Origin of the sequence: Nodosilinea sp. LEGE 07298 (assembly GCF_015207265.1) — a bacterium.
Classification (GTDB): domain Bacteria; phylum Cyanobacteriota; class Cyanobacteriia; order Phormidesmidales; family Phormidesmidaceae; genus Nodosilinea.
In genome coordinates this window covers 1-3,101 of the sequence record NZ_JADEXE010000482.1, presented here as the reverse complement: position 1 = coordinate 3,101, position 3,101 = coordinate 1, and the positions used below count along the sequence as shown (strand labels likewise).

Genomic DNA, 3,101 nt, shown 5'->3' with positions numbered 1-3,101 from the left:
TAGCAGGCACGTTCAGCCCTTGAGCATTCAAGCGCAGCATATGCGCACGGTCACGGGTCCGATAAGGAACTGTCTGAGCTTGCCGCAGTTCACTTAAGGTACGGTCTTCCTCCTCGGTCAAAATGATACGCAATGGGGCGGGCATAAGGGGGCTTTCTAGTTAACCCTCCCATCTTACGTTTAATTCAAACTCCCTACTTAATTTGCGTCCACATGTGCAGGGTGGCATAGGTATCCTGCCATGCGTCTAAGGGTAAACTCGGCCAAATATCCGTTGGAGCAGGTTGATTCGACATCATGGTTTCCTCGCGAGTAGAAAAAGGGGGCGTGATCAATAGGTCTTCTGTTGTTCGTCGGCAAAACACCACAGCCATTGTTCTCCCAATTCGGCTGAACTGATCACTGCGTGTCCGCTCTCTTCATAGTGACGGCGGGCGTGTTGATTTTTAGACGAGTCGCAGCACAGCATTTTGCCGCAGGTTTGACAAATTCTCAAGTGAACCCAGCGACCGTTAACCCGAAGGCATTCCTCACAGCGAAATACCGGGTAGTTGGCCTTTGAAATCATAGTCTCGAGCGTCAGTTCGTTCAGGTGTTGACAAGCCATGGAATGCTCCTGTGAATGTGCAAGAGTCGAATGAGGTGAGAAATGATGGCGGTTACCTGATGAGTGTCTTCATTGGTACCTACGACCAGTGGATCTAGCATCACCCATGACCTCAAAAACCTTTAGCTACCCAAAAAGTGATGATAGTTAATGCGCGATCGCTGCTTTTAAGGCAGATTGCGCGCTAGCGATCGCCAACTCACGGGCTTCATCCCCCATATTTAGGCTATCGGCATAGATAAACTCGATATCCGTTATCCCAATAAACCCAAAAATGAGTTTTAGATAGGGTGTTTGTAAATCATAGGCATGGGTTGGGCTACCTTCGGGGTAGGCTCCTCCCTGCGCCATAATGATCGTCATTTCCTTGTTGTGAACCAGTCCCTTGTAACCTGTTTCATCAACGGAGAATGTACGTCCTGCTCGCACAATCTGGTCAAGATAAGCTTTGAAGTTGGCAGGAATGCTGAAGTTATACATAGGGATACTGAGAACGTAGCGATCGGCTGCTAAGAACTCATCGATCAACTCATCGGAAATCTGAATTGCAGCGGCTAATTCAGGGGTATGTTGATCGGATGGAGTAAATGCAGCAGCGATCCAGTCTTCGCTCACAAAAGGAACAGGGTAGTGCCCAATATCACGGTAGGTGATGGTGTCGTTGGGATGAATGGTTTTCCACTGGTTAATGAACTCTTTAGAGAGCGTGCGGGAGATGGAGCGATCGCCACGCGGACTTGCATCTAAATGGAGAATGTGAGTCATAGGATTAAGCTCAGATTGTGAATGAAGAATGTAGCGGAGACGAATGAACAACCGACGGATTAGCGCTGACCCAACAGTGTGTACAGCTAAGCGTTACTTAAAGATCCGCGAGTTAAGCATAGAGTTAAGGCGTTCGCGTCGCGTGCCCAAAAAGCATTCGCTTCACTGTGCGATCGCTCCTAATGCTTTCAACGTCGCTGCTTGAGCGTGCGTTAATCCAGTTGCACCTTGAATATTCATGCCTTCAAGCATGGAACCGTGCAATTTACTTGCTCGATCCCTTTGCATGACTGTTTGCACAAATTTAATATAGGTGGCCGCCTTCAAGCTGTCGCCTATAGCAAGTTGAATTTTTCACAGTGCAAATTGATAGATTAACCATGCCATCGCGGGGTAGAAGGCTGGCTCTAACTTAGGTTAGACTCCGAATTTGATCGAAAGTACATTTGTACAACCGATCGACCATCAATGTCTGAATGCAAAATCCGGTAGCGATGTCCCACACCTTTGATGCGGGAGACGACCGTTTGCCCCCCGGACAAAGCGGCTGTCACTACGAGCTATTGCCGTGAACCGACGATGACAGACCCTGGCGGCCTCAACGCTTCTACAATACGGCTCTCGATAAGATCACCCATGGCTTTTGCTCCGACTGGGGTGCGGAGTTGTTCGCCCAGGTGCGGTCGTTAGTTTGCAAGCGATATACTTTGGGAAACGGATGACAGTTCTTTATCGAGGGAGCACTCAATGATTACCCTGCCTGGAATTGCTATCCACAGCAAAATCTATGAGAGCTTAGCTTCTTTGGTATACCGGGGCGTCAGAGAGCAAGATAACTGTGCCGTGATTGCCAAAGTTCTCAAGCAGGATTATCCCTCTCCTCAGGAATTAACTCGCTATCGGCAGGAGTATGAACTTACTCGTTTTCTCAACATTGAAGGTGTAATCAAGGCATACAGCCAGCAAGACTACCAGCGCACGCTCGTTCTTCTTTTAGAAGACTTTGGTGGAGAGTCTTTAGAATGCTGGATGCGGCAACAATTAGACTTCTGTCCCATGCCGCTGTCGGTTTTTTTGAATATGGCGATCGCCATTACTGATACTCTAGGCAAAATCCATGCGGCTCATGTCATCCATAAAGATATAAATCCTGGCAACATTGTCTTTAATCCGAAGACTGGCGTTGTCAAAATCATTGATTTTGGCATTGCCACTCGCTTCAGTCGCACCAATCCCACATTCAAAAGTCTCCATCTTCTAGAAGGAACCCCCGCCTATTTGTCGCCAGAGCAAACCGGACGAATGAACCGGATGCTCGACTATCGCACCGACTTTTATTCGCTGGGCGCAACTTTCTACGAACTGTTGACGGGACAATTACCGTTTCCCACTAAAGACCTCCTAGAGCTAGTCCACTGCCACATTGCCAGGCCGCCGACTCCCCCGCACGAATTGAACACAACGATTCCCCAACTTGTTTCAGATCTTATTTTGAAACTAATGGCAAAGAATGCGGAGGATCGCTATCAAAGTGCTTGGGGCATCAAAGCAGATTTAGAACGCTGTGCCCAGCAACTGGCAGAAGTGGGTTTAATTGAACTTATGCCATTGGGTCTGCAAGATATTTCCGAGCAGTTCCGCATTCCTCAAAAACTATATGGGCGAGAAGCGAAGATTGCAGCATTATTGGCGGCGTTCGACAGAGTGGCAGGGAATGAGGGGGTAGGGG

5 protein-coding genes are annotated in these 3,101 nt (G+C 48.4%); 1 reads left to right on the top strand and 4 read right to left on the bottom strand.

The genetic code is table 11. The features are described 5' to 3' along the window. Positions 1–194 precede the first annotated feature (194 nt). The 4 genes from IQ273_RS34220 to IQ273_RS32005 form a co-directional block, all read right to left on the bottom strand. Positions 195–296: a DUF5996 family protein gene (locus tag IQ273_RS34220; RefSeq protein WP_228054295.1), complete on the bottom strand. Its 102-nt coding sequence runs from the start codon at positions 294–296 to the stop codon at positions 195–197. A gap of 35 nt (positions 297–331) precedes the next feature. Beyond that, complete coding sequence (locus IQ273_RS32015) at positions 332–607, bottom strand: UBP-type zinc finger domain-containing protein (protein ID WP_194027123.1); 276 nt, start codon at positions 605–607, stop codon at positions 332–334. 147 nt (positions 608–754) lie between these two features. Then, on the bottom strand, positions 755–1,372 hold the full coding sequence (locus IQ273_RS32010) for an FMN-dependent NADH-azoreductase (protein ID WP_194027122.1): 618 nt from the start codon (positions 1,370–1,372) through the stop codon (positions 755–757). Between the two features lie 162 nt (positions 1,373–1,534). Then, positions 1,535–1,699: a hypothetical protein gene (locus IQ273_RS32005; RefSeq protein ID WP_194027121.1), complete on the bottom strand. Its 165-nt coding sequence runs from the start codon at positions 1,697–1,699 to the stop codon at positions 1,535–1,537. Positions 1,700–2,119: 420 nt separating this feature from the next. Between IQ273_RS32005 and IQ273_RS32000 the strand changes: the two genes are divergently transcribed. Then, a partial coding sequence (locus IQ273_RS32000) for a serine/threonine-protein kinase (protein WP_194027120.1) occupies positions 2,120–3,101 on the top strand: 982 nt, incomplete at its 3' end.

What these genes read in the sequence shown, in the direction of transcription:
- IQ273_RS34220 (WP_228054295.1), bottom strand. Translation starts at nt 296, where the DNA reads ATGTCGAATCAACCTGCTCCAACGGATATTTGGCCGAGTTTACCCTTA.
- IQ273_RS32015 (WP_194027123.1), bottom strand. Translation starts at nt 607, where the DNA reads ATGGCTTGTCAACACCTGAACGAACTGACGCTCGAGACTATGATTTCA.
- IQ273_RS32010 (WP_194027122.1), bottom strand. Translation starts at nt 1,372, where the DNA reads ATGACTCACATTCTCCATTTAGATGCAAGTCCGCGTGGCGATCGCTCC.